Annotated in this window: 13 protein-coding genes and 1 pseudogene; 13 read left to right on the top strand and 1 reads right to left on the bottom strand. The window is 61.2% G+C overall.

Annotation, left to right across the window (positions count from 1 at the left end):
- The 5 genes from ACMGE0_RS25955 to ACMGE0_RS25935 are packed head-to-tail and all read left to right on the top strand — an operon-like array spanning position 1 to position 6,294.
- The gene (locus ACMGE0_RS25955; RefSeq protein ID WP_436818780.1) at positions 1 to 1,923 is read left to right on the top strand and encodes a bifunctional 5-dehydro-2-deoxygluconokinase/5-dehydro-2-deoxyphosphogluconate aldolase; all 1,923 of its coding nucleotides are present in this window, start codon (positions 1 to 3) and stop codon (positions 1,921 to 1,923) included.
- Positions 1,920 to 3,752 (top strand): 3D-(3,5/4)-trihydroxycyclohexane-1,2-dione acylhydrolase (decyclizing), encoded by a 1,833-nt coding sequence (gene iolD / locus ACMGE0_RS25950; RefSeq protein WP_436818779.1) that lies wholly within the window; start codon positions 1,920 to 1,922, stop codon positions 3,750 to 3,752. The genes ACMGE0_RS25955 and iolD overlap by 4 nt, the downstream gene beginning before the upstream one ends.
- A gap of 9 nt (positions 3,753 to 3,761) precedes the next feature.
- On the top strand, positions 3,762 to 4,658 hold the full coding sequence (iolE, locus tag ACMGE0_RS25945; protein WP_436818778.1) for a myo-inosose-2 dehydratase: 897 nt from the start codon (positions 3,762 to 3,764) through the stop codon (positions 4,656 to 4,658).
- A 22-nt stretch (positions 4,659 to 4,680) separates the two neighbouring features.
- Complete coding sequence (gene iolB / locus ACMGE0_RS25940; protein ID WP_436818777.1) at positions 4,681 to 5,478, top strand: 5-deoxy-glucuronate isomerase; 798 nt, start codon at positions 4,681 to 4,683, stop codon at positions 5,476 to 5,478.
- A gap of 30 nt (positions 5,479 to 5,508) precedes the next feature.
- Complete coding sequence (locus ACMGE0_RS25935; protein WP_436818776.1) at positions 5,509 to 6,294, top strand: TIM barrel protein; 786 nt, start codon at positions 5,509 to 5,511, stop codon at positions 6,292 to 6,294.
- 193 nt (positions 6,295 to 6,487) lie between these two features.
- On the opposite strand, the gene ACMGE0_RS25930 is transcribed toward ACMGE0_RS25935, so the two are convergent.
- Entirely contained in the window at positions 6,488 to 7,477 is a 990-nt protein-coding gene (locus ACMGE0_RS25930) for an AraC family transcriptional regulator (protein WP_436818889.1), read from the bottom strand.
- 127 nt (positions 7,478 to 7,604) lie between these two features.
- On the opposite strand from ACMGE0_RS25930, the gene ACMGE0_RS25925 reads away from it, so the two are divergent.
- The 8 genes and pseudogenes from ACMGE0_RS25925 to ACMGE0_RS25890 all read left to right on the top strand — a co-directional run.
- Positions 7,605 to 9,281, top strand: coding sequence for an acyl-CoA synthetase (locus ACMGE0_RS25925; RefSeq protein ID WP_436818888.1), 1,677 nt, complete (start codon positions 7,605 to 7,607; stop codon positions 9,279 to 9,281).
- Positions 9,282 to 9,283: 2 nt separating this feature from the next.
- Entirely contained in the window at positions 9,284 to 10,051 is a 768-nt protein-coding gene (locus ACMGE0_RS25920; RefSeq protein ID WP_436818775.1) for a 3-hydroxyacyl-CoA dehydrogenase, read from the top strand.
- 62 nt (positions 10,052 to 10,113) lie between these two features.
- Positions 10,114 to 11,307 carry an acetyl-CoA C-acyltransferase gene (locus ACMGE0_RS25915; protein ID WP_436818774.1) on the top strand — a complete coding sequence of 398 codons (1,194 nt, stop codon included), beginning with the start codon at positions 10,114 to 10,116 and terminating at the stop codon, positions 11,305 to 11,307.
- Positions 11,307 to 12,440 (top strand): acyl-CoA dehydrogenase family protein, encoded by a 1,134-nt coding sequence (locus ACMGE0_RS25910; protein ID WP_436818773.1) that lies wholly within the window; start codon positions 11,307 to 11,309, stop codon positions 12,438 to 12,440. The genes ACMGE0_RS25915 and ACMGE0_RS25910 overlap by 1 nt, the downstream gene beginning before the upstream one ends.
- 4 nt (positions 12,441 to 12,444) lie before the next feature.
- Positions 12,445 to 13,233, top strand: a complete 789-nt coding sequence (locus tag ACMGE0_RS25905) for an enoyl-CoA hydratase-related protein (protein ID WP_436818772.1) — start codon at positions 12,445 to 12,447, stop codon at positions 13,231 to 13,233.
- Positions 13,220 to 14,308, top strand: coding sequence for an enoyl-CoA hydratase/isomerase family protein (locus ACMGE0_RS25900; protein ID WP_436818771.1), 1,089 nt, complete (start codon positions 13,220 to 13,222; stop codon positions 14,306 to 14,308). Before ACMGE0_RS25905 ends, ACMGE0_RS25900 begins: the two co-directional genes overlap by 14 nt.
- Positions 14,305 to 14,564 (top strand): annotated as a pseudogene (locus ACMGE0_RS25895) (FAD-dependent oxidoreductase); the annotation flags it as partial. The gene ACMGE0_RS25900 and the pseudogene ACMGE0_RS25895, both read left to right, overlap by 4 nt.
- Positions 14,565 to 14,593: 29 nt before the next feature.
- Positions 14,594 to 14,785, top strand: a 192-nt coding sequence (locus ACMGE0_RS25890; protein WP_436818770.1) for a carboxyl transferase domain-containing protein, incomplete at its 3' end; no start/stop codon positions are given.

Raw genomic sequence — 14,785 nt, 5'->3', positions numbered from 1 at the left:
ATGACCAAGGTACTCGATGTCATCACCATCGGCCGCGCCGGCGTCGATCTCTACGGCGCCCAGATCGGCGGGCGCCTGGAGGATATGGGCTCCTTCGAGAAATATATCGGCGGTTCGCCCACCAATATTGCCTGCGGCAGTGCCCGGCTCGGCTTGAAGACGGCGCTGATCAGCCGGGTCGGTGACGAGCATATGGGGCGCTTCATCCTCGAACAGCTTGCCCGGGAAGGCGTCTCGACGGAAGGGGTGAAGATCGACCCGGAACGGCTGACCGCGCTCGTTATCCTCGGTATTCGCGACGACACGCAATTCCCGCTGATATTCTATCGTGAGAACTGCGCCGACATGGCGCTTTGCGAAGACGACATCGACGAGGCCTTCATCTCTTCGGCGCGTGCCGTCGTCGTCACCGGCACCCATCTCAGCCATCCGCGCACGGAGGCCGCCGTCGTCAAGGCGCTGGAACTGGCACGCAAGCACGGGCTGCGCACGGCGCTCGACATCGACTATCGGCCCAATCTCTGGGGAGTTGCCGGGCATGGCGACGGCGAAAGCCGCTTCGTCGAGAGCGCGAAGGTGACAGCACGGCTTCAGGCTTCGCTCCACTATTTCGACCTGATCGTCGGGACGGAAGAAGAATTCCACATCGCCGGCGGATCGACCGACACGCTTGCCGCGCTCGGCGCGGTGCGGGCGGTGAGCAAAGCGACGCTGGTCTGCAAGCGCGGCCCGCTGGGCGCGGTGGCCTTCCAGGATGCCATCCCCGACAGCCTCGACAAGGGCCAGACGGGGCAGGGCTTCTCGATCGAGGTGTTCAACGTGCTGGGGGCAGGAGACGGTTTCTTTTCCGGTCTGCTGCGCGGCTGGATGACGGGAGAGGACTGGCCGACCTCTCTCAAATACGCCAATGCCTGTGGTGCCTTCGCGGTCAGCCGGCATGGCTGTACGCCGGCCTATCCAAGCTTCGAGGAACTGCAGTTCTTCCTGAAGCGCGGCGTGGTTCGCCCGGATCTGCGCAACGATGCCGAACTCGAACAGCTTCACTGGTCCACAACGCGTCATACGCGGGTCAACGGCGACTGGTCGACCATGCGGGTTTTCGCCTTCGACCACCGGATGCAGCTGGAACAGATGGACGGGTTCACACTGCCCAAGGGCGCGGCGTTCAAACAGCTTTGCCTCGATGCAGCGCTTCGCGTCCAGGCGGGCCGCGGCGGCTACGGCATCCTCTGCGACAATCGCATCGGCCGGTCCGCGCTGCATCGGGCGTCCGGCACGGGTCTCTGGATCGGGCGGCCGGCGGAATGGCCCGGTTCGCGACCGCTAGCCCTGGAGCCTGAACTTGGGCTCGATTGCGGAACGCTCGGCGAATGGGCGGGCGAGGACGTGGTGAAGGTACTCTGCTTTTGCCACCCGGACGACGACAAGCAAACGCGGGCGGCTCAGGAAGCGACCGTGAAGCGATTGTTCGAGGCCGCGCGGCGCAACCGGCTGGAGTTCCTGCTGGAGATCATTCCTTCCAAGGTCGGCACTACCGACGAAACGACCGTCGCAACGCTGATCCATCAGTTCTATGCGGCGGGAATCTATCCCGACTGGTGGAAGCTGGAGCCGATGACGTCGCGCAAAGGCTGGGCCAACGCGATCGCGGCCATCGAGGAACACGACCGGCACACGCGAGGTATCGTCGTGCTCGGACTGGATGCGCCGGAGGAGGAACTGGCGGCGAGCTTCGAGATCGCGGCGGGCTTTGATCTCGTCAAGGGGTTTGCCGTCGGGCGGACGATCTTCGGCGATGTGGCGCGTCGCTGGTTTGCCGGCGAACTCGCCGATGCTGCGGCGGTGGACGAAATGGCGACGCGTTATGCCCGGCTATGCGGCATCTGGGACGCGGCGCGGGTGAAGGCACGGGAGGCAGCATGAACACGGTAAGACTGACGGCGGCGCAGGCCATGGTGAAATGGCTTGCCGCGCAGATGACGGAAGAGCGGGAACGTTTCGTCGACGGTGTGTGGGCGATATTCGGCCACGGCAATGTCGCAGGTCTCGGCGAGGCACTGCAGAAGGCCGGCAACGGGCTGCCGACCTGGCGCGGCCAGAACGAGCAGACCATGGCGCATGCAGCCATCGCCTATGCCAAGGCGAAGAAGCGCCGGCAGGTGCAGGCGGTGACGTCCTCGATCGGGCCGGGCGCAACCAATATGGTGACGGCGGCGGCGCTGGCCCATGTAAACCGTCTTCCGGTTCTCTTCATTCCCGGCGACGTTTTTGCTAACCGGCGGCCGGACCCAGTTCTGCAGCAGATCGAGGATTTCGACGACGGTACCGTTTCCGCCAATGACTGCTTCCGTCCGGTGAGCCGTTATTTCGACCGCATTACCCGGCCCGAGCAATTGCTGACGGCACTGCCGCGGGCCTTGCGCGTCATGACCGACCCGGCGAATTGTGGGCCGGTGACGCTCTCGTTTTGCCAGGACGTTCAGGCCGAGGCGCACGACTGGCCGGAAGAATTCTTCGAGTCAAAGATCTGGCGCATTCGCCGGCCTGTTCCCGACGCACGGGACGTGGAGGATGTGGCGGTTCTGATCAGGGCGGCAAAGAATCCGGTGATCGTAGCTGGCGGCGGCGTCATCTATAGCGGCGCGGAAAAAGACCTCGCGGAGTTTGCCACGAGGCATGCCATTCCGGTGATCGAGACGCAGGCCGGCAAGTCGGCGCTGGCGCAAAACCATCCAATGAACTTCGGTGCGGCCGGCGTCGACGGTTCGGCCGCCGCCAATGCGCTGGCCCGCAAGGCTGATCTCGTCATCGGCATCGGAACACGTTTCCAGGATTTCACCACCGGTTCGTGGTCGCTGTTTCAGGCAAAAGACCGGCGGTTGGTGTCGATCAACGTGCAGGCCTACGACGCGGACAAGCATGGAGCGTTGGGGCTCGTCGCCGACGCAAAGGTCGCGCTCGGGGCACTCAGCGAACATCTCGGCCAACATAGGGCGCCGGCGCCGGACGTGACATTGCGTGCCGAATGGCTTGCTGCCGTGGATCGCCATTGCGCGGCTCCCTCGGGCGAGGATCTGCCGACAGATGCGCAGGTCATCGGTGCCGTGCAGCGCGCGACCGGAGAAAATGCGATCGCCATGTGCGCCGCCGGTACCATGCCCGGCGCGCTCAAACTGCTCTGGCAGCCGAGCCAGGGCGGCTACCACATGGAATACGGCTATTCCTGCATGGGCTACGAGATTGCCGGCGCCATGGGCCTGAAGCTCGCGCGGCCGGACCGCGAGGTGATCTGCTTCGTTGGCGACGGTTCCTACATGATGGCCAATTCCGAACTGGCGACGGCGGTGATGCGCAAGGTGCCGTTCACTGTCGTCTTGACCGACAATCGCGGTTACGGCTGCATTAACCGCCTGCAGCAAGGCACGGGCGGCGAGGCGTTCAACAATCTCTACAGGGATTGCAATGTCGAGCAGCAGCCCGAGATCGATTTCGTCGCGCATGCCGCCTCCATGGGAGCGCACGCGGTGAAGGCGAAGAATATCGCGGATCTCGAAGCGCAGGTCGCCGCCGCCCGCGGGCGCGACATTCCGACCGTGATTGTCGTTGACAGCGACCCGACCAACGGACCGGGTTTCGGCGATGCCGGGAACTGGTGGGATGTTGCCGTGCCAGAAGTGGGAACGACGGACAAGTTGAAACAGGCCTATGCGCGCTACCTCGAAGGGGCGGCGGGGCAAAGACTCGTGAATTGAGGACAACACATGATTCGCTTCGGCACCAATCCCATTGCCTGGGCCAACGACGACGATCAGACGCTGGGCGCGCATATCCCGACCGAGCAGATTCTGCGTGAGGCCGCGGAAATCGGTTTCGACGGAATCGAAAACGGTCATCGCTGGCCAGACAATCCAGAGGAACTGAAGCAGTTGCTCGGCTCGCATGGCCTCGCTTTCGTGTCCGGCTGGTTTTCGCTGAACCTGCTGACGCGATCCGTCGAGGACGAACAAAAGGCGATCCAGCCGCATCTCGACAAGCTGAAACATAACGGCTGCAAGGTGTGCATTGCCTGCGAGACTTCCAACAGCGTCCAGGGGTTGCAAGTGCCGCTGTCGGAAAGCCCGGTGCTGACGCCGGAAGAGATGAAGGCCTTCGGAGCCAAGGTCGAGGAACTCGCCGCCTTCACCGCCCGCCAGGGTATCAGGCTGGTCTATCACCACCACATGGGAACGGTGGTCGAAACGCCTGAGGAGATTGACGCCTTCTTGAAGGCGACCGGACCGGAAACGCGTCTTCTCTTTGATGCCGGGCATTGCTATTTCGGTGGCAACGGCAAGGATCCGACGCCGGTTCTGGCGAAGTATGTCGATCGGGTCAGCCATTTCCATGCCAAGAACGTGCGGCCGGCAGTGATGCGACAGGTTCGGGAGACCGGCATGTCCTTCATGGACGGCGTGCGAGCCGGTGTCTTTACCGTTCCTGGCGACGAGGACGGCGGGATCGATTTTGCGCCACTCCTGAACATCCTCAAGGCTGCCGGCTATGACGGCTGGATCGTGATCGAGGCAGAGCAGGATCCGGAGGTCCGCAAGCCGTTCAAATACCAGTCGCTCGGTCTCAGGACCCTGAAATCCGCCGCTGCCCATGTCGGCCTGGTCTGACGCAAGAGCGAGGAGGAATCCCATGCCCAATCTGCTCCATCGCCCCTTCGGCTCCCATGGCAAGGTGCACGAGATCACGCCCGCTTCGGCCGGCTGGCGCTATGTCGGCTTTTCGCTCTATCGCCTTCGTGCGGGGGATCGCGCCGCAGAGACGACCGGCGAGCGCGAAGTCATCCTTGTGATGGTTGAAGGCAAGGCCGCGGTCTACGGCTCCGGAAAGGACTGGGGCGTGCTCGGCGAACGCATGAGCGTCTTCGAGAAGAGCACGCCGCATTGCCTCTATCTGCCAAACGGCTGCGACTGGGAGGCCATGGCCGAAACGGATTGTGTGATCGCGGTCTGTTCCGCGCCCGGCAAATGCGGACACGAAGCGCGCAAGATCGGGCCGGACGGCATCACGCTTACGCAGCGCGGCGAGGGCACCAATACCCGCTACATCAACAACATTGCCATGGAGAACGAGGACTACTGCGACTCTCTTCTGGTAACTGAGGTATTTACGCCTGCGGGCCACTGGTCGAGCTATCCGAGCCATCGTCACGACGAGGACGATTTCCCGCGCATAACCTATCTCGAGGAAACCTATTATCACCGGCTGAACCCGGCCGATGGTTTCGGCATCCAGCGGGTTTACACCGACGACCTGCAACTGAACGAGACCATGGCCGTACACGACGGCGATGTCGTTTGCGTGCCGCGCGGGCACCATCCCTGCGGAGCCCCTTACGGGTTCGAAATGTACTATCTCAACGTCATGGCCGGCCCCTTGCGGAAGTGGCGTTTCGTTGCCGCACCTCATGTCCAGCACCTGATGCGCTGAGCAAGGCGCCCTTATCTTCGGGAAATGAAAATGGAACAGCCGTTCACCCTTGCCGCCTGCGCCGAAATGCTGTGGCGCGACAGACCGATAGAGTGGCGCTGCGCGCGCCTGAACGAAATGGGCTTCGAAGTGGGCCTTTGGAACTGGCCGGATCACGATCTGGGAGCACTGGAAAGATCGGGGGCCACCTTCTCGATCATGAACGGCTATCTCACGGGACGGCTTGCCGATGATGAAGGCGCCGACGAACTCCTGCGCTCTGCGCGCGAAACAGCGCAGATCGGCAAGCGGCTCGGTGTGGCGCGGCTAAATCTGCACGGAACGGGGCTGGGCGAGGGCGGCTTGCCGGCCCGGCCTTGCGAGGTGACGACAGGCCGCATGTGGCTGAAGGCGCGCGATACGCTTGCCCGCATCGCGGACATGGCGGAGGAGGAGAACGTTGTCTTCACGCTGGAAAACCTCAACCTTCCAGTCGACCATCCGGGCACACCGTTCGGCCGCGCCGAGGATACGCTGGCGCTGGTTTCGTCCGTCAATCATCCACGGCTTGCGCTCAATCTCGACCTCTACCATGTCCAGATCGGCGAGGGGAATTTGATCGAAACCTGTAGGGCTTGCCTGCCATGGATCGGCGAAGTGCAAGTGGCCGACGTGCCCGGGCGCTGCGAGCCGGGTACAGGCGAAATAAACTATTTGGCTATCGCGCGAGCGCTCCATGAGATGGGTTACCGCGGCCCGATCGGATTGGAGGCTTTTGCCAAGGATGATGCAGAGCGCGCGCTTGAGGCTTTCCGAGCCGCCTTTACGATTTCCTGAACGGTTCCCATCCCCGGATAACGAACCCGGCACAGCATCCGGCGAGGATTGCGTACCTCAACCATGCCGAAGACGGTTCGGATCCGGCGTGTCGTGTAATCCTTGACAGGCCGGAAGGTATGGCAATCCGGACAGGCTCGACGAAAGCAGCCATCGGCACGCCGGGTGGTGTCGCTGCCTCAGGCCTGAACTCTCAGCTGCGAGAAGAGATCCGAAATTTCGCCGGCGTGACACCCGACCATTTCACGAATGCCCGGTGAAACGCGCTTGGCTCGGCGTACCCTAGTGCAGAAGCAATTTCGAAGACGCTGGTTTCATGCGATCTGAGCATGATCTGTGCGGATGCATAACGAAGTTCGTCCCTGATCGCGTTGAAGCTTTGGCCCTCCCGCCGGAGCCGCCGCCGCAGTGTTGCCGGAGAGAGTTCGAGGCGCTCCGCAACTTCGTCGAAATGGGGCCACTCCTGCGGAGGGGAATGACGCAGGACCGTGCGAACGCGCGACGACAGGCCTTGATCGTGTCTGTACCGCACCAAAATGTTCGCCGGTGCTCCGCGCACGAACGCCCGCACTGCGTTATTCTCTCTGATGACAGGAAGAGAAAGGTAGGTCGCATCGAAGGAGAGCCGGCTGACTGGCTGGTCGAAATGAACAGGAGCTCCAAAAAACTGCCGGTAGTCAGATCGGCTTACAGGAGCTGCACAAGCAAAGTCGATCTGTCTCAGGGCAATCCGACGGCCGATCAGCCAGCAGCATATTCCGAGTAAAATAAGCCAGTAGGTCCGGTATGCAAACGCGCTGCGCAGTCCATCCTGGTCGCGCAGAGTAATCTCCGCGCAACCGTTCCTTTGCGTGAGATGACCGGTCGGGTCATCGAGTACGATGGCAAGAAACCGCAAAGCGCGGCGTAGCGCCTGCTCGAGCGTGTCTGAACCAATTACAGCATGACACAGCATCCGGAAGCTGCCCGGCCGCATGGGTCTTCGCGCCAGTCCAAAAAACTCGTCTTGGATCAGCTCGGCGATCCCTAACCACAGGGCGCCATACTGGACGTTCGTGACATACGGCTCAATCTCCGCACCGATACCCGCTTTCTCGAGCGCTTCCGATGGATCGATCCCACACTGACGGAGGCACTCAAGCGCGTCTTCCACGAAGCCGCGGGAAATCATTCCGCGCTCCAAACGTACCTCCATTGTATTTTCGATCACAAAATGTGGTTCACAATGTCATTGTTTGCAAGTTTTGTTTTGGTAAGTTTTTCTCGAGCCTGGAGGAGACGCCATGCGTCGGGTTCATGTGGAGGAAAACATGCTTGTACGGGCAGCTTCGGCAGCGCGGCCGACCTACGAACGCGCTTATGCGGAATTTAAGCTACAGGACGTAATCGAGAGCCTCTCAGGCAATCTGTCCACGGGGCTGAACGCATGCGTCGAGTGTTGCGATAAACATGTCGGGGAAAACCGCGTCGCCTTGCGGTGCCTCTCGCTTGATCAGAGCCTTTCCGAGTACACGTTCGAGGATCTTCGCAATCTTTCTGCCCGCGTCGCGAACGTTTTGGCGTCGCACGGCGTCGAAGCTGGAGATGTTGTGGCTGGCCTCCTGCCGAGAACCGTGGAATTGGTCGCCACTATTTTGGGGACGTGGAGGCTGGGGGCAGTCTACCAACCTCTCTTCACCGCTTTTGGGCCGAAAGCTATCGAGCATCGTCTTGCAATGAGCCAGGCAAAGCTCGTGGTGACGAACACGGCAAACCGGGCCAAGCTCGACGATGTGGGCGGATGTCCGCGGATTGCCGTCGTTCGGAAACAGGGAGAGGCGATCGCACCTGATGATCTTGATTTCAGGGCTGAGATCGAGTCGGCCGACAGCGCCTTCGAGCCTGTCCAGCGCAACGGCGACGACCTGTTCCTGATGATGGCGACGTCTGGCACAACTGGACTGCCGAAAGGCGTGCCGGTTCCATTGCATGCATTGCTTGCGTTTTCGACCTATATGCGCCTCGCCATTGATCTTCGTGAGGAAGACGTTTTCTGGAATATTGCCGATCCTGGCTGGGCATACGGCCTCTACTACGGCGTGACGGGGCCGCTTCTTCTCGGATGTGCGACAATTCTCTATGAAGCCGGGTTCACGGCGGAAGGAACATATGACGTCATCGAACGTCTCGGCGTGACGAGTCTTGCCGGCTCACCGACGGCGTTCCGGATGCTCATCGCGGCCGGGCCAGACATTGCTGCGCGGGCCAAGGCGCGCCTTCGGGTAGTCAGCAGCGCCGGCGAACCTCTCAATCCCGAGGTCGTTCGATGGTTTGACGCTCATCTAGCGGCGCCGATTTATGACCATTACGGCCAGACCGAACTCGGCATGGTCGTCAACAACCATCACGGACTGCAGCATCTGGTGCATCCAGGATCGGCCGGCTTTGCCATGCCCGGCTATCGCGTAGCCGTTATCGACGACAATGATGAGGAGCTTGGTCCAAACGTACCGGGCATTCTGGCCATCGATACTGCGAACTCTCCTCTCCTCTGGTTCAGCGGCTACCTGAATGAGCAGACGCCGTCGATTTACGGCGGCTACTATCGGACGGGCGACACCGTTGAACGGGAACAAGACGGCACGATAAGCTTCGTCGGGCGCTCCGACGATCTGATCACCTCGTCCGGCTATCGCATCGGCCCGTTCGACGTCGAGAGCGCGTTGATCGAACACCCTGCGGTCGTCGAAGCGGCTGTCATAGGTGTCCCGGATCCCGAACGGACTGAAATCGTCAAGGCGTTCGTCGTGCTTGCGACCGGGACGCAGCCGAGCGATCAGCTCGCCGAAGAACTGGCGCAACACGTGAAAAGGCGACTTGCTGCGCACGCCTACCCGCGCGCCGTCGAGTTTGTCGCCGGCCTGCCTAAGACGCCAAGCGGCAAGATCCAGCGCTTCATCCTGCGGAAGGCGGAAGTCGAAAAACTGCAAGCAAGAGAAAGCAGGTAAGCATGGACATCAAAGACTCGACGTTCGTTATCACAGGCGCAGGCTCGGGTCTCGGGGCCGCTGTTGCAAGATCAGTGACGAGCCTGGGCGCAAACGTGATGCTGCTCGACATGAACGAAATGGCTGTCGGTGCCGTCGCCGCAGAATTAGGTTCTGCTGCTGCCTATCGCATCGTGGACGTGGTGGACGAGGAGGCGGTATCGGCTGCGATCACAGACACCAAAACGGCTTTCGGGCGGGTGGACGTCCTCGTCAACTGTGCCGGCGTCGCACCAAGTGAGAAGATCATAGGACGGGAGGCCCCGCACAAGCTGCAGAGCTTTTCCCGGACGGTGTCCATCAATCTCATTGGAACATTCAACACGCTGCGTATCGCGGCAGACGCGATGGCAAAGCAAGAGCCCAGGGCAAGCGGAGAACGTGGCGTCATCATCAACACCGCGTCCGTGGCAGCTTTCGAGGGTCAAATCGGCCAAGCCGCCTACTCAGCGTCAAAAGGTGGCGTCGCAGCAATGACCCTGCCTGCGGCGCGTGAATTGGCCCGGCATGCGATCAGAGTGGTGACGATTGCGCCAGGTATCTTCGAGACGCCGATGATGGCGGGCATGCCGCAAGAAGTTCAGGATGCACTTGGGGCTTCTGTCCCCTATCCGCCGCGACTGGGTCGGCCCGCCGAGTATGCCGCACTCGTGCGCCATATCGTCGAGAATGAGATGTTGAACGGGGAAGTTATCCGATTGGACGGCGCGCTGAGAATGCCCCCCAAATAATGTCGAGGCCACGCATTGGTTTGCTGACCGGCGACGAATGCAGCGTTCATGGAGAAACGTCAATGAGTGATCTGGAAGATTCAATCGTCATCGTCGGTGCCGCGCGGACAGCGATGGGTGGGTTTCAGGGCGAGCTTTCCGGTTTGTCCGGCCCGGAACTCGGGGCCGCCGCAATTCGTGGTGCGCTATCGTCGGGAGGCATAGGCGCCGAGGCCGTCGAGGAAGTTATCATGGGATGCGTCCTTTCGGCGGGCCAAGGTCAGGGCCCGGCCCGGCAGGCGTCGATAAAGGCCGGCGTGCCGATCGGCGCCGCCGCGGCAACGATCAACAAGATGTGCGGCTCCGGCATGAAGGCCACTATGCTGGCCCATGATCTTATTCGTGCGGATTCTGCCTCCATCATCGTCGCCGGCGGAATGGAGAGCATGTCGAACGCTCCGTATCTTTTGCCCAAAGCCCGCTCCGGCCTCAGGATGGGACATGGAACGCTCATAGACCACATGGTTCTCGACGGGCTTGAAGATGCCTACGATCGGGGCCGGCTGATGGGCACGTTTGCAGAAGATTGCGCCGAAGCCTTCCAGTTCAGCCGCGAAGCCCAGGATGCCTTCGCCGTCAGTTCGCTGTCTCGGGCTCAAAAAGCGATCGCCGATGGATTGTTTAGATCGGAAATCACGGCCGTTGACGTCGTCGCAGCCAAGACCCTCAATACGGTTGAAACCGACGAACAGCCGGGAAAGGCACGACTTGAAAAAATCCCCACACTGCGACCCGCCTTTCGCGAAGGCGGAACCGTAACCGCAGCCAATTCCTCGTCGATCTCGGACGGTGCTGCCGCACTCGTCCTGATGCGGTTGTCTGAAGCCGAGCGCCGCGGATTGCAGCCAAAGGCTCGTATCGTGGCTCATGCCAGCTTCTCCGACCAGCCCGAAAAATTCGCTACTGCGCCAATCGGAGCACTGCGTCGCCTCGCCGAGAAGACGGGCTGGTCGCTGGCGGATGTCGATCTCTTTGAGATCAATGAAGCCTTTGCTGTCGTGCCGATGGCGGCAATGCGGTCGCTCGGCTTGCCGCATGAAAAAGTGAACGTCAACGGTGGCGCATGCGCTTTGGGCCATCCGATCGGTGCGTCCGGCGCGCGCATCATCGTCACGCTGCTCGCCGCACTCGATCAACGGGGGGGCGATCGCGGGATAGCCTCCGTCTGCATCGGCGGTGGCGAAGCGACAGCAATAGCGATTGAAGGGATGCACTGATGCAATTGACCGACGAGCAGCAACAAATCCGCGAAATGGCCCGGAGTTTCGCCCAGGAGCGTCTCGCCCCTGGAGCCGGAACCCGTGACCGGGACAGTCTTTTTCCTCGGGAAGAACTGAGCGAGATGGGCGAACTCGGCTTTCTGGGAATGCTCGTGCCGGAAGAGTTCGGAGGCTCCGATCTTGGCTTGGTCGCGTACGCGCTCGCCCTGGAGGAAATCGCGGCGGGTGACGGGGCATGCTCGACCATTGTCTCAGTCCACTCGTCGGTCGCCTGTGCACCCATCCTCAGATTTGGGACCGATGAACAAAAGTCCCGCTTTCTGCCGAAGCTTGCTTCGGGAAAATGGATCGGTGGTTTCGCACTGACGGAACCGCAGGCGGGCTCCGACGCCTCGGCGCTGCGAACCCGGGCACGTCGTGACGGCGACGCGTATGTGATCGATGGGACCAAGCAGTTCATCACGTCGGGCAAGAACGGGGATGTCGTTATCGCCTTCGCGGTGACCGATCCGGCAGCCGGAAAGAAGGGAATCTCTGCCTTCATCGTTCCCACCGACACGCCCGGTTACAATGTCGTCTCGGTTGAGCACAAGATGGGGCTTCGCTCATCAGATACTTGTGCGCTGGCGTTCGAGAACATGCGCATTCCAGTCGAAAACAGGCTTGGCGAAGAAGGCGAGGGCTATCGTATCGCGCTCGCTAACCTGGAGGGCGGACGCATCGGCATCGCCGCGCAGGCTGTCGGGATGGCAAAAGCTTCGTTCGAAGCCGCGACAGCTTATGCAAAAGAGCGGACGAGCTTTGGCAAGCCGATCATCGATCATCAGTCCGTGGGTTTCAGCCTGGCTGATATGGCGACGAAGATCGAAGCTGCCCGGCAGCTTGTTTTGCACGCTGCCAGTCTGCGCGAGCGCGGGTTGCCCTGTTTGACCGAGGCCTCCATGGCCAAGCTGTTCGCATCCGAGATCGCCGAGCAGGTGTGCTCCGCCGCGATCCAGGTCCACGGGGGTTACGGCTATCTTGCCGATTACGCGGTCGAGAGGATCTATCGGGATGTCCGGGTGTGCCAGATTTATGAAGGCACAAGTGAAGTCCAGCGCCTCGTCATCGCGCGGCAGTTGAAGGGGTGAGGCCATGACGGCATCTATCTTGGTTGAGCGCCGTGACACGGTTGCCTTGATCACGTTGAATCGGCCTGCCCAGCTTAACGCCCTGGATTCGGTCTTGGCTGGCGAGCTGGCGGCCGCCATTGAGGAACTCGACGCCGACAGGTCGATCGGAGCGATCGTGCTCACCGGCAGCGGGCGTGCGTTCGCCGCCGGCGCCGACGTCGCCGAGATGGCCGGCAAGACGGCCGACGAGATGATCGAGGAAAATTTCTTCGGTATCTGGGACCGGTTCAGCCGATGCAGAACGCCCAAAATTGCGGCTGTCAACGGTTTCGCATTGGGTGGCGGTTGTGAGCTTATGATGATGTGCGATTTCGCAATCGCCGGCGAAGGAGCCAGATTCGGCCAACCGGAGGTCAAGCTTGGTGTCATCGCAGGGATGGGTGGCACCCAGCGGATGACGAAACTGGTGGGGCGCTCCCTCGCGATGGATCTTCATCTCACTGGGCGTCTCATGACCGCCGCGGAAGCGTTACGTGCTGGACTGGTGGCACGGGTGGTGCCCGACGCCGAAGTGCTTGAAACCGCACTCCAAGCTGCATCCGAGATAGCGTCCTTCTCGCGCCCGGCAGTCCGGGCTGCGAGAGAAGCAATCCTGCGGGCTGAAGAGCTGCCGCTGGGCGAAGGTATCATCTACGAGCGCACGGTCTTCCACCGTCTTTTTGGAACCCGTGATCAGCGCGAGGGGATGCGAGCCTTTTTGGAGAAGCGCCCCCCTAACTTCAAGAGGGGCGGATCGGATGAGCATGATTGATGGTATCATCGAGACATCAGGTGAACTCGTTCTTTCGAAAGTCGATGGCGCACTCGGACACATTCATCTCAACCGACCCCAGGCGCTCAACAGCCTGAACCAGGAGATGGTCCGGCAGATTGCCGAGGATGTCGATGCCTTGGAAAGCAATCCATCCGTCAAGACACTCGCGATCACGGGAGAGGGACGTGGCCTCTGTGCTGGTGGCGACATCAAGTGGGTCTGGAAGACCGGTCAGACGGATCCCGAAGCCGCATTGGAATTTTGGGCCGAAGAATATCGGTTGAACGCCAGGATAGCGTCCACAAGAAAGCCTTGGCTGGCTGTCATGGACGGGATTTGCATGGGTGGCGGTGCGGGGCTTTCGGTCCATGGCTCGCACCGCGTCGTTACGGAGAGAACTCAGTTTGCAATGCCCGAAACAGGGATCGGCTTCTTTCCTGATGTGGGCATGACATGGGAGCTCGGGCGTGCAAGAAAGCACCTGGGATTCTGGATCGGACTGACCGGATCGACGATAACCGCCGCAGACACCATAGCCGCCGGGCTGGCGGACGTCATGGTCCCGTCGGAATCCATCCCGGAACTGCTGGATGAACTTGCAGCTGGGAGGAAAGTCGACGATATCCTCGCAACTTTGCGCGTCGATCCAGGCCCCTCCAGGCTGGAGGAGCATTCAGATCTGATCGACGAAGTATTCTCCGCCGGCACCGTCGAGAAAATCCTCGCAGCGCTTGAAACTTCGCCTTCCGGGTTCGGTCGTGAGACGTTTGATCGTTTATCAAGGCTGTCGCCTACGAGCCTTGTAATTACCTTGGAACTTCTTGAGGCCGCGGCAGCCTCGAAGTCCTTGGAAGAGTGCCTGGCTCGCGAATATGCTGGATGCTCTATCATATTGCGCCGGCGCGATTTCTACGAAGGAGTCCGCGCCGCAGTCATCGATAAGGATCGCAATCCGAGCTGGTCTCCAAAGCGACTGATCGACGTCGACAAGGCCGCTATACAGAAGGTTATCCGATCTCATTCAATGCTCCCGCCCCAGGCGAACTCGCGCAGCACCGTGGGAGTGCAATGAGTGGAGCCCGGCAATCGGTGGAGCTCCCCGAACGGGATTCGATGGAATTCGACGTCGTGATCGTCGGGGCGGGGCCTGCCGGCTTGTCGGCGGCCATTCGCTTGAAGCGCAGGTCAATCCGGAGCGTTCCGTCGTCGTTTTGGAAAAAGCTCGGAAGTCGGCGCGCATATCCTGTCGGGCGCCGTCGTCGATGCGCTTCTGCCCGGCTGGGCGCGAGGAGGAGGGCCATCCCTTCGATACGCCGGTGACGGACGATCAGGTGAAATTCAACAAAGAGGCTATAGCGTGAAGGAAGTGATCATAGATCTCGAGAAGCGTCGATCCGAAGCACGGCTTGGCGGTGGTGAGAGGCGGATCGAGGCGCAGCATGCCAAGGGGAAGCTGACGGCGCGCGAGCGCCTCGAGGTGCTGCTGGACGAGGGCTCCTTCGAGGAGTTCGACATGTACGTCACCCACCGCGCGGTGGATTTCGGCATG

It is taken from the genome of Neorhizobium descurainiae (genome assembly GCF_051400715.1).
Taxonomy (GTDB): Bacteria; Pseudomonadota; Alphaproteobacteria; order Rhizobiales; family Rhizobiaceae; genus Neorhizobium.
Note: the sequence above shows the minus strand (reverse complement) of the source record. Positions and strands in the feature narration are given on the sequence as shown.

Excerpts from the sequence above, each read along its gene's own strand:
- ACMGE0_RS25955 (WP_436818780.1), top strand. The coding sequence starts at position 1 with ATGACCAAGGTACTCGATGTCATCACCATCGGCCGCGCCGGCGTCGAT.
- iolD (WP_436818779.1), top strand. The coding sequence starts at position 1,920 with ATGAACACGGTAAGACTGACGGCGGCGCAGGCCATGGTGAAATGGCTT.
- iolE (WP_436818778.1), top strand. The coding sequence starts at position 3,762 with ATGATTCGCTTCGGCACCAATCCCATTGCCTGGGCCAACGACGACGAT.
- iolB (WP_436818777.1), top strand. The coding sequence starts at position 4,681 with ATGCCCAATCTGCTCCATCGCCCCTTCGGCTCCCATGGCAAGGTGCAC.
- ACMGE0_RS25935 (WP_436818776.1), top strand. The coding sequence starts at position 5,509 with ATGGAACAGCCGTTCACCCTTGCCGCCTGCGCCGAAATGCTGTGGCGC.
- ACMGE0_RS25925 (WP_436818888.1), top strand. The coding sequence starts at position 7,605 with ATGCTTGTACGGGCAGCTTCGGCAGCGCGGCCGACCTACGAACGCGCT.
- ACMGE0_RS25920 (WP_436818775.1), top strand. The coding sequence starts at position 9,284 with ATGGACATCAAAGACTCGACGTTCGTTATCACAGGCGCAGGCTCGGGT.
- ACMGE0_RS25915 (WP_436818774.1), top strand. The coding sequence starts at position 10,114 with ATGAGTGATCTGGAAGATTCAATCGTCATCGTCGGTGCCGCGCGGACA.
- ACMGE0_RS25910 (WP_436818773.1), top strand. The coding sequence starts at position 11,307 with ATGCAATTGACCGACGAGCAGCAACAAATCCGCGAAATGGCCCGGAGT.
- ACMGE0_RS25905 (WP_436818772.1), top strand. The coding sequence starts at position 12,445 with ATGACGGCATCTATCTTGGTTGAGCGCCGTGACACGGTTGCCTTGATC.
- ACMGE0_RS25900 (WP_436818771.1), top strand. The coding sequence starts at position 13,220 with ATGAGCATGATTGATGGTATCATCGAGACATCAGGTGAACTCGTTCTT.